Origin of the sequence: Pseudobacillus badius (assembly GCF_002189605.1) — a bacterium.
Lineage (GTDB): Bacteria > Bacillota > Bacilli > Bacillales > Domibacillaceae > Pseudobacillus > Pseudobacillus badius.
The window spans coordinates 24,429-39,063 of the sequence record NZ_MWMM01000003.1 but is presented as its reverse complement, the minus strand read 5'-3'; the positions used below and the strand labels follow the sequence as shown (position 1 = coordinate 39,063).

At 47.0% G+C, this 14,635-nt stretch carries 15 protein-coding genes; 8 read left to right on the top strand and 7 right to left on the bottom strand.

All coding sequences use genetic code 11. The features are described from left to right. The first annotated feature begins 39 nt into the window (after positions 1-39). Together B1A98_RS06460 and B1A98_RS06455 are read left to right on the top strand one after the other, a co-directional pair. Positions 40-462, top strand: a complete 423-nt coding sequence (locus B1A98_RS06460) for a GlcG/HbpS family heme-binding protein (RefSeq protein WP_063384811.1) — start codon at positions 40-42, stop codon at positions 460-462. A gap of 28 nt (positions 463-490) precedes the next feature. Further along, positions 491-1,468 (top strand): S66 family peptidase, encoded by a 978-nt coding sequence (locus B1A98_RS06455; RefSeq protein ID WP_063384812.1) that lies wholly within the window; start codon positions 491-493, stop codon positions 1,466-1,468. A gap of 66 nt (positions 1,469-1,534) precedes the next feature. Here B1A98_RS06455 and B1A98_RS06450 read toward each other — a convergent pair whose 3' ends face one another. Further along, the gene (locus B1A98_RS06450; protein WP_063384813.1) at positions 1,535-2,083 is read right to left on the bottom strand and encodes a methylated-DNA--[protein]-cysteine S-methyltransferase; all 549 of its coding nucleotides are present in this window, start codon (positions 2,081-2,083) and stop codon (positions 1,535-1,537) included. 2 nt (positions 2,084-2,085) lie between these two features. Further along, positions 2,086-2,664 (bottom strand): bifunctional transcriptional activator/DNA repair enzyme AdaA, encoded by a 579-nt coding sequence (locus B1A98_RS06445; RefSeq protein ID WP_063384814.1) that lies wholly within the window; start codon positions 2,662-2,664, stop codon positions 2,086-2,088. Positions 2,665-3,016: 352 nt separating this feature from the next. Between B1A98_RS06445 and nagB the strand changes: the two genes are divergently transcribed. From nagB to adh, 3 genes are all read left to right on the top strand, one after another. Continuing rightward, positions 3,017-3,763: a glucosamine-6-phosphate deaminase gene (gene nagB, locus B1A98_RS06440; protein WP_063384815.1), complete on the top strand. Its 747-nt coding sequence runs from the start codon at positions 3,017-3,019 to the stop codon at positions 3,761-3,763. A 313-nt stretch (positions 3,764-4,076) separates the two neighbouring features. After that, positions 4,077-5,087 carry an alcohol dehydrogenase AdhP gene (adhP, locus tag B1A98_RS06435; protein ID WP_063384882.1) on the top strand — a complete coding sequence of 337 codons (1,011 nt, stop codon included), beginning with the start codon at positions 4,077-4,079 and terminating at the stop codon, positions 5,085-5,087. Positions 5,088-5,141: 54 nt separating this feature from the next. Beyond that, the gene (gene adh, locus B1A98_RS06430) at positions 5,142-6,659 is read left to right on the top strand and encodes an aldehyde dehydrogenase (protein ID WP_063384816.1); all 1,518 of its coding nucleotides are present in this window, start codon (positions 5,142-5,144) and stop codon (positions 6,657-6,659) included. 36 nt (positions 6,660-6,695) lie between these two features. Here adh and B1A98_RS06425 read toward each other — a convergent pair whose 3' ends face one another. The 4 genes from B1A98_RS06425 to B1A98_RS06410 all read right to left on the bottom strand — a co-directional run bounded on the left by B1A98_RS06425 (position 6,696) and on the right by B1A98_RS06410 (position 11,632). After that, complete coding sequence (locus B1A98_RS06425; RefSeq protein ID WP_063384883.1) at positions 6,696-8,117, bottom strand: sigma-54-dependent transcriptional regulator; 1,422 nt, start codon at positions 8,115-8,117, stop codon at positions 6,696-6,698. Between the two features lie 8 nt (positions 8,118-8,125). Continuing rightward, complete coding sequence (locus tag B1A98_RS06420; protein WP_063384817.1) at positions 8,126-9,760, bottom strand: sensor histidine kinase; 1,635 nt, start codon at positions 9,758-9,760, stop codon at positions 8,126-8,128. 9 nt (positions 9,761-9,769) lie between these two features. Further along, complete coding sequence (locus B1A98_RS06415; RefSeq protein ID WP_041094687.1) at positions 9,770-10,912, bottom strand: iron-containing alcohol dehydrogenase; 1,143 nt, start codon at positions 10,910-10,912, stop codon at positions 9,770-9,772. A gap of 120 nt (positions 10,913-11,032) precedes the next feature. Next, entirely contained in the window at positions 11,033-11,632 is a 600-nt protein-coding gene (locus tag B1A98_RS06410) for a nitroreductase family protein (protein ID WP_082821738.1), read from the bottom strand. Positions 11,633-11,833: 201 nt separating this feature from the next. Between B1A98_RS06410 and B1A98_RS06405 the strand changes: the two genes are divergently transcribed. Both B1A98_RS06405 and B1A98_RS20385 read left to right on the top strand, forming a co-directional pair. Next, complete coding sequence (locus B1A98_RS06405) at positions 11,834-12,145, top strand: winged helix-turn-helix transcriptional regulator (protein WP_041094683.1); 312 nt, start codon at positions 11,834-11,836, stop codon at positions 12,143-12,145. Between the two features lie 161 nt (positions 12,146-12,306). Then, positions 12,307-12,444: a hypothetical protein gene (locus tag B1A98_RS20385; protein ID WP_158286020.1), complete on the top strand. Its 138-nt coding sequence runs from the start codon at positions 12,307-12,309 to the stop codon at positions 12,442-12,444. A 177-nt stretch (positions 12,445-12,621) separates the two neighbouring features. On the opposite strand, the gene B1A98_RS06400 is transcribed toward B1A98_RS20385, so the two are convergent. Next, positions 12,622-13,935 (bottom strand): globin-coupled sensor protein, encoded by a 1,314-nt coding sequence (locus tag B1A98_RS06400; protein ID WP_158286019.1) that lies wholly within the window; start codon positions 13,933-13,935, stop codon positions 12,622-12,624. 196 nt (positions 13,936-14,131) lie between these two features. On the opposite strand from B1A98_RS06400, the gene B1A98_RS06395 reads away from it, so the two are divergent. Beyond that, positions 14,132-14,533: a hypothetical protein gene (locus B1A98_RS06395; protein WP_063384819.1), complete on the top strand. Its 402-nt coding sequence runs from the start codon at positions 14,132-14,134 to the stop codon at positions 14,531-14,533. Positions 14,534-14,635: the final 102 nt, after the last annotated feature.

Genomic DNA, 14,635 nt, shown 5'->3' with positions numbered 1-14,635 from the left:
AGCAAGCTTCCTTTAGAACAAAGCAAGGGGGAAAGAGGCATGAAGGGGTTTATTGAACAAAAGACAATCTCCAGCGACTTGGCTGAGCAAATGGTTCAGGCGGCAAAGGGAAAGGCGAAGGAGCTGGGGATTGCTGTGAACGTAGCCATTGTGGATGGCGGCGGAAATTTGCTCGCTTTTTCCAGAATGGACCGGGCACCGTTATTAAGCATTGAAATTGCCCAGGATAAAGCCTATACGGCTGCTGCGTTTGGACGGCCTACACATGAATGGTATGATGTTATTAAAGATAAGCCGTCACTGAAAACCGGTATTGTGCATACGAAGCGGCTGACCGTGTTCGGCGGCGGCTACCCGGTACGCTGCGGAGAAGACTTGGCAGGGGGCATCGGAGTAAGCGGCGGTTCGCTCGAACAGGATCAGGCCTGCTGCGAAGCGGCGCTTAAATTAATTACATCATGAATTTGTCAGAAAGCTGGAGGGAAGAAATATGCAGCCACCGCGTTTGCAGCCCGGAGATGAAATTCGGGTCATTGCGCCGTCAATGAGCATGGCAATTGTAAAAGGAAAACAAATAGAACTGGCGAAAGAACGGCTGGAGGGACTTGGATTTCATGTTACTTTCGGCCGCTATGTTGATGAGCATGATCTTGTGTTTTCCACATCTGTGGAAAACCGGCTGGCTGATCTGCATGAGGCATTTGGCGATCCAAATGTGAAAGCCATTTTCACAGCCATTGGCGGTTATAATGCCAATCAGCTGCTCGCCCGCATAGATTATGAGCTGATTCGAAACAACCCTAAAATCTTAATAGGCTACAGCGACATTACAGCGCTGCAGCTGGCTATTTACCGCAAAACAGGATTAATTACTTATTCAGGTCCCTTCTTCTCCACCTTTGGCATGAAGCAGATGGCGGACTATACAATTCAGGGAATGCTGGCTGCCTTAACGAATGATGCGCCGTTTGAATTGGAAGCTCCAGATACGTGGAGCGATGATAAGTGGTATTTAGATCAGGAAGACCGCACATATTATCCAAATGAGGGCCCGTTGGCGGTCAACGAAGGAAAGGCGGAAGGAAGGCTGATCGGCGGCAATCTCTGTACGCTTAATTTGCTGCAGGGAACGGAATTTATGCCTTCTTTAAAGGGTGCGGTGCTGTTTATTGAAGATGACAACGAGACTCACTTAATGAAATTCGACCGCGATTTGCAGTCGATTCTTCATTTACCGGAGGCGAAAGACTTAAAAGCGGTCTTGATTGGCCGTTTCCAAAAAGAATCTGATATTACCGAAGCAGCCCTGGTCTCGCTTCTGAAAAATAAGCCGGAGCTTGACGGCATTCCTGTACTTGCTAATGTCAGCTTTGGCCACACAGATCCAATAGCCACACTGCCTGTGGGCGGCTATGCGGAGATTACGGCGGAACATGGCAGGGTGGACATCCTTGTTTACGGAGCATAATATTTATCAAAAAAAGCTTGCCTGGACCATCAGCAAGCTTTTTTCTGTTGAATTTTTATGGCTTCATTAAAGAAATCTGCGCGAAAGGCTGGCCGTGCTGCCTATGTTTGCTTCCAGCTCCAGCAATGCCTGCTTCATCTCAATGCCCCCGCGGTAACCGGTTATAGCCCCGTTCTTTGCGATCACCCGATGACACGGTACCGCGATTAAGACAGGATTGGCGCCGATCGCCGCACCGACAGCCCGGACGGCTTTAGGGTTTTCAATCAGGTTGGCAATATCCGAATAAGAGCACGTCTGTCCATACGGAATCTTGGTCAAGGTCTCCCATATTTTTTCCTGAAAAGGCGTTCCTTTTATATCGACAGGAAGTGAAAAAGCCTGCCGTTTTCCTTGCAAATACTCGGTCAGCTCCTCTGTAAACGGCTGCAATTCCTTCGCGTTTTCTGCCAAAACCGCCTGGGGAAAACGCTTATGAAGAGCCTGTTCGAATGAGGCATAGGATTGGCCGGGAGAGCTGACATAACAAAGCCCTTTCTCCGTTTTTGCTGCATACAACTGCCATTGTCCGCAAGCCATAGTCGTCCAGTGAATGATTCGTTCTGTTGGCTTCATCTTCATTCCTCCACTTTTTTATTATGAGCCAGCTTCCGATAAGCAGACGGCGTGCATCCGAAGGTTCTCTTAAACAATGTAATAAAATAAGGTGTACTCGAAAACCCGACATTTGAGCTGATGAGGGCAATGGATTGCTCTGTCTCCTCCAGCTGGTTCATCGCTTGTTTCAACCGGACTTGTTGAAGGTATTCCGCTGGCGATAGTCCCTTCAGCTGTTTAAATAACCGTTGCAAATAAAAAGGGCTGCCATGAAACGCCTCAGCTAACATGGATAAGGTAAGCGTCTGGCTGTAATGCTGATCGATCCATTTGGCGATTTGGCCAATCCACTCTTCGGCGGGCAGAAGAAGAGCATCAGGCTTGCAGCGTTTGCAAGGCCGGAACTGTTCTTGCAGCGCTGCGGAAGCATTTTTGAAAATGCGGACATTTTCTTGGTTAGGTGCTTTTGATTTGCAGGAAGGGCGGCAGAAAATTCCAGTTGTTTGCACGCCGTAAAAAAATACGCCGTCATATGCCTCGTCACATTCTATAATGGCTCTCCAGCATTCAGCCGGGATGCTTGTTTTGTCTTCCCTCATTAGCTTCACCTCTCCTTTTATTGTACACGATCATCTGGCTGGGTCAGCAAGTCAATAATATGAAAGCAAAATAACGTAATTTTCATAAAAAGCAACCAAACACCCCCATTAGGCGATAGCTTATTTGTCAGGTGTATGGTAATAATAAATAAAACGATAGAATCAGCCGTCGTTTTGTCTTTAGCTATGTTCAATCAGCCTGGTGATTGTCATTCTTTTTGCTGTATTGATGCAGAGGAGATGCTGCGCGCTTTCAGCCGGTCTTACTGGCACTGAGAGAAAAAACGAGTGAACGATCAGCAGCGAGCTTTTGGCATAGACTAATTTTTATATTTTTAAAGGAGTAAGGGATATGGATGTTATAAGAGTAAAAGACTACAAGGAATTAAGCGAACAAGCTGCCAAGTTCGTACTGGAAAGGGTAAAGAAAAACCCTGAGATGATCCTCGGACTGGCAACAGGGGGAACGCCGGAAGGAATGTATGAGCAGCTGGTGACGGATCATCGGACGGCCGGTACAAGCTACAAGCAAGTCACAACATTTAATCTGGATGAATATGCCGGTCTTCCGCGGAAAGACCGCAATAGCTACTATTCATACATGAGAGAGCAGTTATTTGACCATATTGATATTCCGAATGACCAAATTCATTTGCCAAATGGCGAAGCAGAGGATTGGCAGGAAGAATGTCTTCAATATGAGCAAGCTATCGCAGAAGCAGGCCAGATGGATGTCCAAGTGCTTGGTATTGGAGGGAACGGCCACATTGGGTTTAATGAGCCGGGTACTTCCTTTGACTCTACAACTCATGTTGTCACGCTGGATGAATCCACACGAAAAGACAACGCCCGCTATTTCTCCAATCTGGATGAAGTACCGACACATGCGCTGACGATGGGCATTCAAACGATTATGCGTGCCAAGGAAATTGTCTTGCTGGCTTCAGGCGAATCAAAAGCCGATGCCATGGCACGCTTACTGCAAGGGGAAGCAGATGAGAGCTTTCCGGCATCGGCTCTGCTTTCACACCCCAATGTGACAGTGATTGCCGATGAAGAAGCGCTGAAAAAAGTAACTACAAAAGAAGCGTTTGCTTAAGCCTGATTTTTTGGCAAATTGCTTATCAGAAAGGACAGTTCTGTTTTCCGTTGTTTAAGGAGGACAGAGCTGTCCTTTGTTTTCATTGGGCTGAAGCTGACTTTTAAGAGGAGGGCCGATTTGTTGTCTGACTAAGCCGAAAAATCGGCCCAAATAGCCGATTTGTTGGCTGCTGTTCGTTAAAGCCCTTATCATATCAGCTGTTTAAGGCTGGCACGCTCCTTGCAACAAAGAGACTGAATAATCAAACAAAGGGGGAAGCGTTATGAAGGAGACAATTGTGCAAGAAGGCAAAAAAGCGGGTACAAGCTTTATGAAGGCTGCGGTGGTCAATGAGTTTAAGCAAGATTTAGAGGTGAAGGACGTATCGAAGCCAAAGCCGGGACCTGGAGAAGCACTTGTGAAAATCGAGGCATGCGGTGTGTGTCATACCGACTTGCACGCTGCTCATGGCGACTGGCCGGTAAAGCCGAAACTGCCGCTTATCCCTGGTCATGAAGGAGTCGGAGTGGTCGAAGAGGTCGGGGAAGGCGTCACTTCATTAAAAGTGGGAGACCGTGTCGGTATTCCCTGGCTATATTCGGCGTGCGGCGAGTGTGAATACTGTTTGCAAGGACAAGAAACCCTTTGTCCAAATCAAGAAAACGGCGGTTATTCTGTTGATGGCGGTTATGCGGAGTATTGTCTTGCAGCAGCCGACTATGTAGCAAAAATCCCAGATGCGCTTAGTTCTGTGGAAGCAGCTCCGATTTTATGTGCTGGAGTAACCACCTATAAAGCACTTAAAGTGTCAGGAGCCAAGCCGGGAGATTGGGTCGCCATTTACGGCATTGGCGGTTTGGGGCACATCGCTCTCCAATATGCCAAGGCAATGGGCTTTAATGTAGTAGCTGTAGATATTTCAGATGACAAGCTTGAACTGGCTAAAAAACTCGGCGCGGATGAAGCGGTAAATGGCATGAAGGAAAATCCAGTCGAAGCTATTCAGAACCGGGTAGGCGGTGTGCAAGCAGCAGTCAGTGTAGCAGTTACGAAGAAAGCATTCGAGCAGGCTTACCAATCTGTTAAACGCGGCGGAACATTAGTGGTCGTCGGCCTGCCGAACGATGAATTGCCAATCCCGATTTTCGATACTGTATTAAATGGAGTAACAGTCAAAGGGTCAATCGTCGGCACGCGCTTGGATATGAAGGAAGCGCTTGATTTTGCCGCTAGAGGAAAAGTAAAGGCCCAGATTGAAACAGCTCCGCTTGATGAAATTAATGAAGTATTTGAGAAGATGGTACAAGGAAAAATTAACGGCCGGATCGTCTTGACCATGTAAAAACAGCAGGACAGCCGTTTAGCAGATATATTCAAAGTGAAAGGGCGAGGCGTAATGATCTATGCAAATCCAGGACAGGAAGGGTCAAAAGTAACCTTTAAGAAACGCTATGAAAACTTTATTAATGGACAGTGGCAAGCGCCTGTCGGCAGCCGATATTTTGAAAATGTGTCACCGGTAACGGGCGAGGTGTTTTGCGAGGTCGCCCGTTCGCAGGCGGAGGACATTGAACTTGCTTTGGATGCGGCTCATGCCGCCAAGGATGCCTGGGGACGGACCTCTGCGGCGGAAAGAGCCAACCTTTTAAATAAAATCGCTGACCGCATGGAGGAAAATCTGGACATGCTTGCGGTTGCGGAAACGTGGGACAACGGCAAAGCTGTCCGGGAAACGCTGAACGCTGATCTGCCGTTGGCGATTGACCATTTCCGCTATTTTGCGGGGGCCATCCGCGCGCAATCAGGCTCACTCAGCCAGATTGACGATGAGACGGTGGCTTATCATTTTCATGAGCCGCTCGGCGTGGTCGGACAAATCATTCCGTGGAATTTCCCGCTGTTAATGGGCGTTTGGAAGCTCGCCCCGGCCTTGGCTGCCGGCAACTGTGTCGTGCTGAAGCCGGCTGAGCAGACACCGGTCTCTATTCTCGTGTTTATGGAGCTGATTCAGGACTTGCTGCCGCCGGGTGTCGTCAATATTGTTAACGGATTCGGGCTGGAGGCCGGCAAGCCGCTTGCGTCCAGCCAGCGCATTGCCAAGATCGCCTTTACCGGCGAAACAACGACCGGACGGCTCATCATGCAATACGCTTCCCAAAATCTGATCCCGGTCACGCTGGAGCTGGGCGGAAAATCGCCGAACATCTTCTTTGAGGATATCATGGAGAAGGACGATGCCTTTTTGAATAAAGCAATTGAAGGATTTGTGCTGTTTGCCTTGAATCAGGGGGAAGTGTGCACCTGCCCGTCCCGAGCCTTGATTCATGAAAGCATTTACGATCAGTTTATGGAACGCGCCCTGCAGCGCGTCCAGCAAATCCAAACCGGCAACCCGCTGGATACAGACACGATGATGGGCGCACAAGCCTCCAGTGAACAAATGGAGAAAATCCTCTCCTATATAGATATCGGCAGCCAGGAAGGAGCGGAGTGCCTCGCGGGCGGCGGACGAAACACCATCGCCGGGCTGGAAAACGGCTACTATATCCAGCCAACTGTCTTTAAAGGCACGAATAAGATGCGCATCTTCCAGGAAGAGATTTTCGGACCGGTCGTCTCCGTCACCACTTTTAAGGATGAAGAGGAGGCGCTGGCGATCGCCAACGACACGCTGTACGGGCTTGGAGCCGGTGTCTGGTCCAGGCACATGAACCGGGCGTACCGCTTCGGCCGCAGCATTCAAGCGGGGCGTGTATGGACAAACTGTTACCATCAATACCCGGCCCATGCCGCTTTCGGAGGTTATAAAATGTCGGGCATCGGGCGTGAAAATCACTTGATGATGCTGTCTCACTACCAGCAAACGAAAAACCTGCTTGTGAGCTACAGCGAGGAGGCGCTTGGATTTTTTTGATTAAAAGCAAGCAGCCGGCACATGAGCCGGCTGCTTTTATTTTTCATTTAAATAGTAGCGTATTTGTCTTTTGGACAGGCCGAGCCGGGAAGCTGCCTGTTCACGGTTACCGGCAGTTTCTTTCAAGGTGCTGTGGATAACCGCTACAATGAGATCTTTTTCCATTCTTTTCATGGTCTGGAGCAGCTCGTTTAACTGAACAGTCTGCTCGCCTTTATATAGATGCTCTACTTTGCGGGACAGCTGTCGCCAGTCATTGAGAAAATCACCTTGTGTATTCAAAGCGGCCGTCTGGACAGCTGGATGCTGGCCGTTTACTTTTCCGGGCAGCAAGTGAGGAGGAATGATCATGCCTTCATGTGCTAGAGCAGCCGTGCGGCGGATCACATTGGCAAGCTCTCTCATATTTCCAGGCCAGTCATAGCGCACCATTTGTTCAATGGTTTCCTCGGCGAAAACGATCTTCTCATTTGTTTGCTGAATGAGTGATTGAATAAGAAAGGGAATATCCTCCCGCCGTTCCCTAAGCGGGGGAATGGTCAATTTCACGACATCCAGGCGATAGAGCAGATCCTCGCGGAAAGAGTTCTGGCGAACCGCTTTTTCCAGGTTGACATGTGAAGCGGCAATGATGCGAGCGGTGGTCCGTCTTGGGACAGTTCCCCCGATTTTCATAAACTCCCCCGTTTCGAGCACCCGCAGAAGCTTTACTTGGGTAGCTGGAGTTGCCTCCGCGATTTCATCGAGGAATAGCGTGCCGGACGAAGCAGCTTCAAAATAGCCGACCCGCTCAGCTGCAGCGCCGGTAAAAGCCCCTTTCACATGGCCGAACAGTTCACTCTCAAGCAAGGATTCCGAAATGGCTCCGCAGTTGATGCCGACAAATGGTTTATCCTTCCGTTCGCTCGCCGCGTGAATATAATTGGCCAGTACTTCTTTTCCTGTGCCTGTTTCCCCTTCTATTAAAATAGTAATATTCTTAGAAGCGATTTTATAAGCAAACTGATATAATTCATGCATTTGGGGGTTCGTGCCAAGAAAGCAGCCAAGCTGTTCGGCAAGGACTGCATAGCCGGCTTCCTTACTACTTAGGAAAGAGTTTTTCAACAGGCGATCAGCTAGCTGTTCAATGGCTTCAATATCTTCGAATGGTTTTTCAATAAAGTCAGCAGCTCCCTTTTTAATGGCTTCTACAGCCGTTTTCACCGTACTGTAGCCCGTCATGATGATGCAAGAGCAATGGGGAGCCCTCTTCTTTAAATCATGCAAAATATCAAGCCCATTGCGGTCAGGGAGCCGGATATCAATAAAGGCCAGCTGAAAGGACGAATAATCGCTCATTTGGTCAAAACGACGGCCACTTTCAACATGAGTCGTTTCATATCCTTTCAAGCGAAAGAGACGTTCTAGAAAACGGGCAACTTCCCGTTCATCTTCCACGATTAAAATGTGTTTCATCAGTTCATTCACAGCCTTTCATTTAAGAGGGGGATGGATAACGTGAATATTGTCCTGTGCGGCTGTATACTTTCTGCAAAGAGCCGGCCTCCATGTGATTTAGCAATTCCAAAGCTGACGGGCAGCCCAAGACCGGTCCCGCTGCTTGCTGCCTTCGTAGTAAAAAAAGGATGGAAAATTTCATTGGCAATAGCAGCATCAATTCCGCTGCCGTTATCTATTACTTTCAAAAAAGCTGACTGTTGATCAGTTGCTGTTTCAATGATCAACTTGCGTTTTCTGTCTGTTACTTCCTCTAAAGCATCCTTGGCATTAATAAGCAGGTTCACAGCAATTTGGCTCAGCTGCTGTAAATTTCCATTGATAAGAGGAAGGGAATCAGCCAGCCTGATATCTAATTGGATGTTTTGCTTTTCAATTTGCCGGCGCGTCAAACTTAGAGCCTCTGTCACAGCTTGATTTAAAGAACAGGGTTTAAAAGCAAACTCCTCCTGTCTAGAAAAAGCGAGCAAGCTGCGTATAATGGTTCGGCAGCGCTTTCCGCAAAGGTCGATGTCATCGAGCAGAGGCTTGATTTGTTCATTTATATCGTTCCTTCGCAACAGCAGCTGTGTGTTGCCGATGATGGCGGTTAACGGATTGTTCAGCTCATGCGCGACTCCCGCTGCCATTTCCCCGATTGCTGCCAGTTGGCCGGAATGAAGGAGCTGGGCCTCCATCTGCCGTTTTTCCGTGACATCTTTACTGTACAAAATAACAGCATGAAGAGCAGCTTCCTCTCCGAAAAGCGGGTAGCAGGAGCAGTCATAAAACTTATTTTGGAACCGCAATTCGGCATAGTGCGGCTTATGGGACTTCACGGTTTCTTCAAACGGATTGTTTGCAGATCGAGAGGCCTCTTGTATGAATGGGCGAATATCTTCAAAGTCTTCCAGTGGCCAGGCAGACACAGCGGCATCATTTTTTGATAAAACGGTCCCGTTCGGAGAAATAATCAAAATAGCATCAGAGACGGCGCGGAAGGTTTCTTCCCATTGCTGCTTGCCGGCAAAAACTTCTTCATACAACCGGGCATTTTCAACACAGACCGCAATCTGTCCGGCTAAATGCAAAAGGAACGCCTGGTCATTGGCATCGTAAGAAAAGGGAGAAAATCCGCCCAGTGACAGCACTCCAATGATTTTTCCCCGGCTTGTCAAGGGGAAGAGAAAGACAGATTGAAGGCTGAGCTGCTGAAAAGCTTCTTTTTCAAAGAACTCGCAGGCGTCCCCTTTCTGATAGATCCTTTCTTGTCCTGTGGCAAACACTTCATAATATAGAGAATTTTTGTGAGGAAAAGGCGTCTCCTTTTTTAAATAGAGCGCTTCTTCCGGAGAAACATAAGATAGACGGAGCTCTTTGCCATCAAACAGAGCAAGGCTGACACGTTTGATTGGATAGATGTCCCCGAGCCTTTTTAATGTTTTTTCCAGCATTTCTTGAACAGACATATTCATATTAAAGCTTCTCATCACTTCATTCATTAATTCCAGCTGGCTGTTTCGTTTCTTTAATTCCTCTACCGTTGTTTTTAATTCTGTATAGTAGTTTTGTTTTGATGATCGAACGCCTGTCAGCAATTCAATCATTTCCTGTTTTTTCATCGCTGTCACCTATAAAGCTTTGCGGAGAAGCGAGGCCACTTCCTCCGCAGTAATGTCGCGCGGATTGGTAATCATGCAGGCATCCGCTAAGGCTGTTTCACTAATTTCAGGGATAAAAGCTTCTTCAAATCCCATTTCTGATAATGTCAGTGGAGCGCCGATGTCGATGGATAGCTTTTTGACAAAGCTGATCGCCTTTTCCCCGGCCGCTGACGGAGAAAGTGATTGTACATCTTCTCCCATGAGAGAAGCGATTTCTTTAAATTTATCGGGTGATGCCAGCAGATTGAACTCCATGACATGAGGCAGGAGAACTGCATTAATATCGCCGTGAAGAAAAGGGTAACGGCCGCCGATTGCATGAGCCATCGCATGCACGGCGCCAAGAATAGCATTGGAAAAAGCCAGGCCCGCATGCAGGCTTGCCATTGCCATTTGCTCTTTCGCCTCTTTGTTGTATTTGGAGGCAACAGAAGGGCGCAAATAACGGGACGATAAAGCCAAGGCGTTTTTGGCGTGAACATCTGTAAGCGGAGTAGCCGCCACACTAACGAAGGATTCGATGGCATGAGTGATGACATCAAGGCCTGTAGAAGCGGTCAAATACGAACTTTTTGTCGAAAGAGCATCAGGATCCACTACGGCGATATCCGGAACAAGAGATTTAGAGACAATCGTCATTTTTTTCTGCCGGTCTGTATCAAGGATGACAGAAAATTGAGACACTTCAGAGCCTGATCCGGCAGTTGTCGGCACCATCACCAGCGGGGGGAGCGGTGAAGAAATACGGTCTACCCCTTCATAGTCACGAATATGTCCTCCGTTTGTCGCAAGCACGGCGGCTGCCTTGGCAGTATCAATTGCGCTTCCGCCTCCTACTCCCACTAGAGCATCGCACTCATAGTCCAGATAAGCGCGGGCACAGCTTTCCACTTCTTTATCCTTAGGATTAATGCTGACATTGGAAAAGAGAAACGAGGCGAGACCTGCTTCTCGACAGCTTGTTTCCACCAAGTCTGACCAGCCGGCCTGAGTGACTCCTTCGTCCGTAACAATCAGCACTCGCTTGGCCCCGAGGCGGGTACAGCTTTCCCCGGTATGCTTCATTGACCCGCTGCCAAAAATAATTTCGGGCATCACAAATTTATACATAAAGACACCGCCTTTTGTTTAATTTCTCTTTCCTTATTGTATCATTTCACCGAAAGGTTTTTTATATGGAAAAAGGGCTTATTCAGCCAAAATAGCTGGATAAGCCCTTGTTTATTGATCTTATTTGAACACTTTCATACGTTCGCTCAGCGGCTGGAATTCCTTGTCGCCAGCAGGTGCCACGGGCTGGCCGAATGGCATTTGAGCATGAAGTTTCCAAGAGGCAGGAATATTCCACTCGTTGCGGACTTTTTCATCAATAAGCGGCTGATAGTGCTGAAGGGTAGCACCGAGGCCCTCTTGTTCTAATGCCGTCCAGACAATAAATTGCAGCATGCCGGATGATTGCAGGGAGTATTCTGGAAATTTATCGCTGTATGTCGGGAATTGTTCTTGAAGAGCTCTTACTGCTTCTTCGTCTTCGAAAAAGAGAACGGTGCCAGAACCGGCTTTGAACATTTCCATTTTTTGTTCTGTTGGGCCAAAGTCTTTTGCTGGAACAATTTCACGCAAAGTTTCTTTCGTTAAATCCCAAAATTTGTCATGATGCTGATTAAATAAAACAACAACCCGGCCAGATTGGGAGTTAAAAGAAGTTGGTGTGTGTTTTACTGCGAACTCAACCACTTCTTGAATACGCTCGTTTGATACCGCGTGATCTTTGCTGATGACATAAATAGAACGTCTTTCTTCTACTGCAGTATAAAAGTCTTTTGCCATTTTCATTTCCTTCTTTCTTTTCATGATTTTCCGCCATAGAGGCGGCGAATATAGACTAAAGCTTAAAAACTTCGTTTGTTACATTTCGTAACTAAATATAAAATAAAAATAAAGGTATGTCAAGTAACTTTGTTCATTAAAGTAAATAGATTTCTTTTTAGAGAAAAAAGGGTATAATAAGGCTATGAAGAGGTGAAATTGATGGGAAATTTTCAGCTTTGCCCTAAATTTGAAAAGGGAATGCAGATGCTCGGAAAGCGGTGGACGGGCTTGATTATTAATCAGCTTCTTTCCGGGCCGCAACGGTTCTCGGAAATTAAAGCGGACCTTCCAATCAGCGGCAAGCTGCTGACAGAGCGTTTGAAAGAAATGGAAGAAGAAGAACTTGTTACCCGGAAGGTGTATGCAGAAGTGCCTGTGCGTGTAGAATATGAGCTGACGGAGAAAGGAAGAGCGCTTCAGCCTGTTATGAAAGAAATCTCTAAATGGGCGGAGGAATGGGTGGAAGTTTAAGCAGACTCTGTTTAAAAAGTGAAACAAGGTGGAAAAGGAGGAAAGGGAACAAGTAGTTCTCTTTGCATCAAGCTTACTTGCCGGGACGGAACAGAACAGCTTCGCCCTGGGCAGTACAAGGAAGCAGCCTAATCACATTTTAAACTAAAGGAGCTTAACACATGACACAAGATCTGCAGCAATTTCTTTCAGTTATGAGAGAGGCTTATGAAGAGGGCCAGAAGCAAGATGCTACATTAAATAGCGTGCTTAAGTTAATTGAAGAAAAAGTGGAATGGGCTGTTGTGCCAACTAATTAAAAATGAGTTTGCCCGGCTTATAGGGTTGGGCTTGAACGAAAAGAAAGCGTGGAGAAAGGTTATTTTCTCGACGTTTCTTTTTCGTTTCCGGGAGTGAAGAGGCAAACGTTCTTGTATCAGGGGGCTCAAAACCGCGAAAAAAACACTCCCATCGACTAGCGGAGTGCTTTTTCAGTATTAATTGTCATGGTGAAGGTCGTCGGTCGAGTCGCTCAAGGCAACAGCGGAATTAGCGACCTCCTGGGAAGCATGGTCAATTTCATCGACGATGCGATTAAGCTGAGCCATCTCTTCTTCAATACGATGATTTTGCTTTTTCGTATTAGTGATGAGCTCCAGTAATTCGTTAAAATCTTCATCTGTTTTTCCCATGCTTTCCATGCCTTCTATGACTAAATCATTTACTTTATCAACTGATTGGCTCATTTGGCCGATTAAGTGATTTGTTTTCATGATATGATCGGACACATTTGCAGTAGATGTTTTTGTTTGATCGGAAAGCTTGCGGATTTCTTCCGCAACGACAGCAAAGCCTTTGCCGTACTCGCCCGCGCGCGCCGCTTCAATCGAAGCATTCAATGCCAGCAAATTCGTCTGGCCGGCAATGTTGCCAACGATAGTAATGACTTCTGTGATGCTGGATGCGATGTGGTTCAGCTCAGTGGAGAATGCCTGAATGTCCAAGACAGCTGTTCGGATGTCTTGCAGTTTTTCTCCCTGATCTTTCAGCATGGTTTGTCCGCGAACGGAATGGCTGGCCGATTCGTCAGCGAGGGTCATTCCTTCTTTGGAAAGCTGCAAGATGGAGTCAGACTTTAAGCTGAGTTCCTTGAGCGAAGCACTTGTCTCTTCCGAAATAGCAGCAAGTTCTTGGGAAACAGAATGCACGCTCGCAATCATTGATTCTCTTTTTTGCTGGACGATCAGGCGGAGCCGCTCTTCTTCGTTTTCATAGGCTTCAAGAACGAGCTGCTGTTCTAAATTTAATAGCTTGGAGACAGAGGAAATAGCTTCGATTTTCTCATCAGTTGTTCGGTCTTCTTGGGAAATCAGCCAAATTAAAGAGTTGAAAAGCTCTTGAAAGGCGGACATGTACCATTGTGTTTTCAGTCCGATGCGCACGTGTACGTTGGCAATGCGCCGCCGTTTTTCAATAAACTCTTCATTAATTTCTCCGTTGAATAACTCTTTCATATGCTGTCTTAGTGTTTTTTTTAATCGATCCACACTGCTGTGTTCATTGATAATATCCAGCAGTTTGGGCTGTTTGCCGATGGCATCGTAAAATGTGTTAACGATACAATCCAGGTGCTCTTCCACGAGAGGCTGAAGCGTTTTAACGATGCCTAGGTCCCGTTCAGACAAGTTGATCATATTAATTTGATTCATCAGCTTGTCTCCCGGACGTATCGACAGCCGCCCGGCTGCCGGCACTGTTGAAGAACCACTTCTTTCAGCGGTTCTCCTCGGCTTTATTCTCAAAAAGTTCATACTTCCACTCCTAATAATTCCCATCCTTTAAGGCAGCAGAGCCTTGTGGATTTGTGAAGGAATTGTTTCTTCTTTTGTTATCGGAGGTTTACAAAAATTATTAACAGAATTGAACAAAATGTTGTGTCTTTTTTGTTGCGTGTCTTTATATCGGGCTGCGCGCATAAGGTATAGAAAGAAGAGAGGAGCAAAAAACATGAAAATCAGAGAATTTCTTATAAACCCTTATATTCTTGTTGTCTTTGGTGTGTGGTTTTTCACTTCTTTTCTTATTGCTTTTTATATGGATTGGGCCTTTGCTGGAGTCGCTCTGCTAGGAGCCGTCTGTTTCTTTTTGTATATTTCCGCTGTTTACCGGTTTGTTCTCTCTAAAGGCATCCTTTGGAGGGAACGGGGAGAGGATCATCTCTTTATGTCGCTTTGGTATGCATGGCCGGTTTATGTCCTTTTGTCACTCACCATCTTTTTGTTATCAGATGAATTGTGGGCACTCGCTTATGCGTCAGGGGGAGCAGCGGGCATCCTCGCTGGTGAATTCCGGCATGCTGGCTTGGCCGAAAAAAAGGAAAAGGAGCCTTTTAAAGCACAGGCTCAGTGATAAGGAGACAGGCATCGTCCTATCGTTTCTGAGCTTAGCGCATCGGCTGAGAGAGAAAAGCAGCCCTCCTCCCACAGCCTTGCGATGAAAAGCGTCCCGGCA